The organism is Pantoea sp. ARC270, assembly GCF_003236725.1.
In the GTDB taxonomy this organism is placed as follows: Bacteria; Pseudomonadota; Gammaproteobacteria; order Enterobacterales; family Enterobacteriaceae; genus Pantoea; species Pantoea anthophila.
In genome coordinates this window covers 1-4,635 of record NZ_PUGA01000071.1, presented here as the reverse complement: position 1 = coordinate 4,635, position 4,635 = coordinate 1, and the positions used below count along the sequence as shown (strand labels likewise).

At 58.5% G+C, this 4,635-nt stretch carries 7 protein-coding genes; 3 read left to right on the top strand and 4 right to left on the bottom strand.

From position 1 onward, the window contains the following. The 4 genes from CKF42_RS20770 to CKF42_RS20755 form a co-directional block, all read right to left on the bottom strand. A partial coding sequence (locus CKF42_RS20770) for a ribonucleotide reductase N-terminal alpha domain-containing protein (protein WP_304598462.1) occupies positions 1-993 on the bottom strand: 993 nt, incomplete at its 3' end. Next, positions 963-1,376, bottom strand: coding sequence for a class Ib ribonucleoside-diphosphate reductase assembly flavoprotein NrdI (gene nrdI, locus CKF42_RS20765; RefSeq protein WP_111209099.1), 414 nt, complete (start codon positions 1,374-1,376; stop codon positions 963-965). The genes CKF42_RS20770 and nrdI, both read right to left, overlap by 31 nt. Before the next feature lie 4 nt (positions 1,377-1,380). After that, entirely contained in the window at positions 1,381-1,623 is a 243-nt protein-coding gene (locus tag CKF42_RS20760) for a redoxin NrdH (protein ID WP_111209098.1), read from the bottom strand. A 297-nt stretch (positions 1,624-1,920) separates the two neighbouring features. Further along, the gene (locus CKF42_RS20755; RefSeq protein WP_009088558.1) at positions 1,921-2,238 is read right to left on the bottom strand and encodes a DUF883 family protein; all 318 of its coding nucleotides are present in this window, start codon (positions 2,236-2,238) and stop codon (positions 1,921-1,923) included. A gap of 153 nt (positions 2,239-2,391) precedes the next feature. On the opposite strand from CKF42_RS20755, the gene CKF42_RS20750 reads away from it, so the two are divergent. The 3 genes from CKF42_RS20750 to CKF42_RS20740 all read left to right on the top strand — a co-directional run. Next, positions 2,392-2,727 carry a DUF2002 family protein gene (locus tag CKF42_RS20750; RefSeq protein WP_009088560.1) on the top strand — a complete coding sequence of 112 codons (336 nt, stop codon included), beginning with the start codon at positions 2,392-2,394 and terminating at the stop codon, positions 2,725-2,727. Positions 2,728-2,862: 135 nt separating this feature from the next. Beyond that, the gene (gene mmuP, locus CKF42_RS20745; RefSeq protein ID WP_009088562.1) at positions 2,863-4,272 is read left to right on the top strand and encodes an S-methylmethionine permease; all 1,410 of its coding nucleotides are present in this window, start codon (positions 2,863-2,865) and stop codon (positions 4,270-4,272) included. Further along, the coding region (locus CKF42_RS20740) for a homocysteine S-methyltransferase family protein (protein WP_199559900.1) at positions 4,262-4,635 on the top strand (374 nt) is incomplete at its 3' end. The genes mmuP and CKF42_RS20740, both read left to right, overlap by 11 nt.

Sequence of the window (4,635 nt, the reverse complement as noted above, 5' to 3'; positions counted from 1 at the left end):
CTCGTCATACTTCTCGCTGATGCTGATATCGCCAAAGGCCTGGCCGTAAATGCGCTCAACATCGTAGGGCGAGAACAGCGCCATCGGCTGGTTCTCTTTCGCCAGCCGGAAGGTGACATCGGGGATCACCACGCCCAGCGACAGGGTTTTGATGCGGATCTTCTCATCGGCGTTTTCGCGCTTGGTGTCGAGAAAGCGGAAAATATCGGGATGGTGCGCGTTCAGCCATACCGCGCCCGCGCCCTGACGTGCGCCCAGCTGATTGGCATAGGAGAAGGCATCCTCCAGCATCTTCATGACCGGGATGACGCCCGACGACTGGTTTTCGATACGCTTGATGGGCGCGCCGGACTCACGCAGGTTGGAGAGTAAAAAAGCAACGCCGCCGCCGCGCTTTGAGAGCTGCAGCGCGGAGTTCACGGCACGGCCAATGGACTCCATGTTGTCTTCAATGCGCAGCAGGAAGCAGGAGACCAGCTCGCCGCGCTGCTGCTTGCCGCAGTTGAGAAAGGTGGGGGTGGCAGGCTGGAAGCGGCCGCTGAGGATCTCCTCCAGCAGCGCACGCGCCAGGGTTTCATCGCCCTGAGCCAGCGTCAGCGCCACCATGCAGGCGCGCTGTTCAAAGGTTTCCAGATAGCGTTTGCCGTCGAAGGTCTTCAGCGTGTAGCTGGTGTAGTACTTCCAGGCACCCAGGAAGGTTTTGAACTCAAATCCCCACGTCTCCGCCACCTCATGCAGCGCAAGCAGGAAGTCGAAATCGTACTGGTTCAGCACCTCAGCTTCGTAATAGCTCTCCGCCACCAGATAGCGTAAACGCTCGGCGCGGCTGGCGAACTTCACCGTATTCGGCTCCACATGCTGCAGATGAAACTGACGGGTCGCTTCGCGATCCTTGTCGAACTGGATGCGCCCCTCCGCGTCATAGAGGTTGAGCATGGCGTTGAGCGCGTGATAGTCGAGCGTCACGCCGTTGAGGGTGTCTGTTGTTGCCAAAATTGGGTTACTCCCGCTTTAACGTTCGCGATGTCGTCCGGGGTTCCCATCAGCTCGAAACGATAGAGCAGGGGAACCTGACATTTTTTTGCAATGATGCTGCCCGCCAGGCAGTAACCGGCGCCGAAGTTCCGGTTGCCCGCGGCGATGATGCCACGGATTTCCCGCCGGTTGGCCTCATCATTAAGAAACTGAATCACCTGACCGGGTACGGCACCGCGACTGCTGCCACCGCCATAGCTGGGCACGACCAGAATATAGGGCTGGTCGATATGCAGCGTCTGACGGGCATCAAGCGGGATGCGCCGGGCTGGCAGGCCAAGGCGCGTCACAAACCGGTGGGTGTTTTCCGACTGGCTGGAAAAATAGACCAGCGGGAACATGCGTTTATCCCCCGACAGCGGACAGGGTGCGCAGGGAGGCGATTTTGTCCGGGCGGAAGCCGCTCCAGTGATCGTTATCCGCCATCACCACCGGCACCTGGCGATAACCCAGGGATTTCAGGTTGTCGATCGCCTCGGGCTGGCTGTCGAGATTGATGAGCTGATAGGTCAGACCCTGACGGTCCATCGCACGCTTCGTGGCATTGCACTGGACACAGTTATCTTTAGTGTAAATAATAATGCGCATGATTCGTATTTCCCTCTGTATGCGGTTCGGGTGCCCGGCAATGATGCCGCCCGCCTGATTTGCGGGCTTCACTCTGGCGGACATCGGGTGTCAGACTGATGGTTAAATACTAGATGTAGTGGTTTTGGTGGTCAAGCCCACCAGATATAGGGTTTTATGATTTGCATTTGCGCAACACGGCTAAAGCCAGCAGGCGTGCGCCCTGCGATGCGGAAAAAATCTTTTGTAAATTTTACGGGCCGGATGACGGGCAAAAAAAAGCCCCGCACGGGGCAGGGCTCAGAAGATTTTTCGCGCTTAGCGGCGTGAGGCCAGCAGGACACCCACCACGATACCGAAAGCGGCACCGATACCGACACCGTGCCAGGGTTTGTCATGCACATAGGTATCAACCTGTGCACCGGCATCACGGGCAACCTGGGTCACACGGTTGCTGCCACCATTCAGTTTAGAACGGGTCTGCTTCAGCAGTTTTTCTGCCTGACTGCGGGCAGAGTCCACTTCGTCTTTGGCATCACTGCCGTAAGATTTCAACAGCGCTTCCAGTGAATCGGCCAGTTCGTTAACGTCCTGATTGATATCAATGTCATCGTTTTTTACAGTGCGATTAAACATTTTTTGGCTCCCTTTGATTTAAAAACGTAATACTAGTGTAGACGACCTTGAGATAAACGAGACGCGGGAGGGGGCTTTAGGGAAAATTCCGAATGCCCGCTCTGTCATGCTGATGTAAGGTTGCGAAGCTTTTGAAAGAGGAGAGGATCGAGCATGTATTTACGACCAGATGAGGTAGCGCGCGTACTGGAAAAAGCGGGTTTCGAAATGGATCAGATTACCCCACGGGCCTATGGCTATCGCCGGGGGGAGAACTATGTCTATGTGAATCGCGAAGCGCGTATGGGGCGCATGGCATTAGTGATTCATCCGACCCTGAAAGAGAAGAGCCAGCCGTTCGCTGAGCCGGCGTCTGAAATGAAAACCTGCGATCACTACACCCAATTCCCTCTCTATCTGGCGGGTGATTCACAGGAACATTACGGCATCCCGCACGGATTCAGTTCCCGCATGGCGCTGGAACGCTACATTCAGAGCGTTTTCGGCTGAGGCATCAGGCCCCGCCGCGACGGGGCACTGACGCGCATGACCCCGCTCCCTGTTCTCCTGCCGTTGCAATTCCCGGCTGTGACGCGTATAAATTTGTCCCTTATAGATGTTTAGACGTCCATACGGATAAAATTGATGAGCGAACAGCCAACTTCCCCGCAGCAACAATTTAAACGCACCATGAAAGTCCGCCATCTGGTGATGTTATCGCTGGGCGGTGTCATCGGCACCGGCCTCTTTTTCAACACCGGCTATATCATCTCCACCACCGGGGCCGCAGGCACGCTGCTCGCCTATCTGATTGGGGCGCTGGTGGTGTGGCTGGTGATGGTCTGTCTGGGTGAACTGTCGGTGGCGATGCCGGAAACGGGCGCGTTCCACGTCTATGCGGCGCGCTATCTCAGTCCGGCGACCGGCTATACCGTGGCCTGGCTCTACTGGCTGACCTGGACGGTGGCGCTGGGCTCCAGCCTGACGGCGGCGGGCTTCTGTATGCAGTACTGGTTCCCGCAGGTGCCGGTGTGGGTCTGGTGCCTGGTATTCTGCTGCGCCATCTATCTGCTGAACGTGGTTTCTGCCCGCTTCTTCGCCGAAGGGGAGTTCTGGTTCTCGCTGATCAAGGTGGTCACCATCATCGCCTTTATCCTGCTCGGCGCGGCGGCGATGTTTGGCTTTATCCCGATGAAAGATGGCACGCCTGCACCCGGTCTGAGTAACCTCACGGCGCACGGCTGGCTGCCCAACGGCGTGCTGCCTATCCTGATGACCATGGTGGCGGTGAACTTTGCCTTCTCCGGCACCGAGCTGATCGGGATTGCCGCCGGTGAAACCCAGCAGCCGCAGAAGGTGCTGCCGCTGGCGATTCGTACCACGGTGGCCCGGTTGATCCTCTTTTTTATCGGCACGGTGCTGGTGCTGGCGGCGCTGATCCCGATGGATCAGGCCGGTATTGTGAAAAGCCCGTTTGTGCTGGTGTTTGAAAAGATCGGTGTGCCCTGGGCTGCGGACATCATCAACTTTGTGATCCTGACGGCCATTCTGTCAGCGGCCAACTCCGGCCTCTATGCGTCGGGACGTATGCTCTGGTCGCTGGCTAATGAAAACACGCTGCCACGCGCCTTTGCGAAGGTGAACCGACGCGGCGTGCCGCTGCTGGCGCTGACCGTCAGCATGATCGGCGGCCTGCTGGCGCTGATCTCCAGTGTGGTCGCGCCTGACACGGTATTTGTGGCGCTGTCGGCCATCTCCGGCTTTGCCGTGGTGGCGGTCTGGCTCAGCATCTGCGCCTCGCACTTTGTGTTCCGTCGCCGTCACCTTCAGCAGGGCAAATCGCTGGCCGATCTCGCCTACCGCGCGCCGCTCTATCCGCTGACGCCTGTTCTCGGCTTCCTGCTCTGCCTGCTGGCGTGCGTCGGCCTGGCGTTTGATCCGACACAGCGCATCGCCCTGTGGTGTGGCATCCCGTTTGTACTGTTCTGCTACGCCGCGTACCATCTGACCCACAAATCATCCCCGAAGCCTGAGGAGGCCAATGATGTCGTATAACCCTGTCGCGCAGGCTTTAACAGAGTCACCGCTGCTGATTCTGGATGGCGCGCTGGCCACCGAGCTGGAAGCGCGCGGCTGTCAGCTTGCCGATGCCTTGTGGTCAGCCAAAGTGCTGATGGAGGATCCTGAGCTGATCTATCAGGTGCACTACGACTACTTTGTAGCGGGCGCCCGCTGCGCCATCACCGCCAGCTACCAGGCGACCCCGCAGGGCTTTGCCACGCGCGGCCTGAGTGAGGATGAGTCCCTGGCACTCATCGCCCGGAGTGTTGAACTGGCACAGCGCGCCCGTCACGACTATCTGGCGGTGCGGCCCGATGCGAAAACGCTGCTGGTGGCAGGCTCGGTGGGGCCTTACGG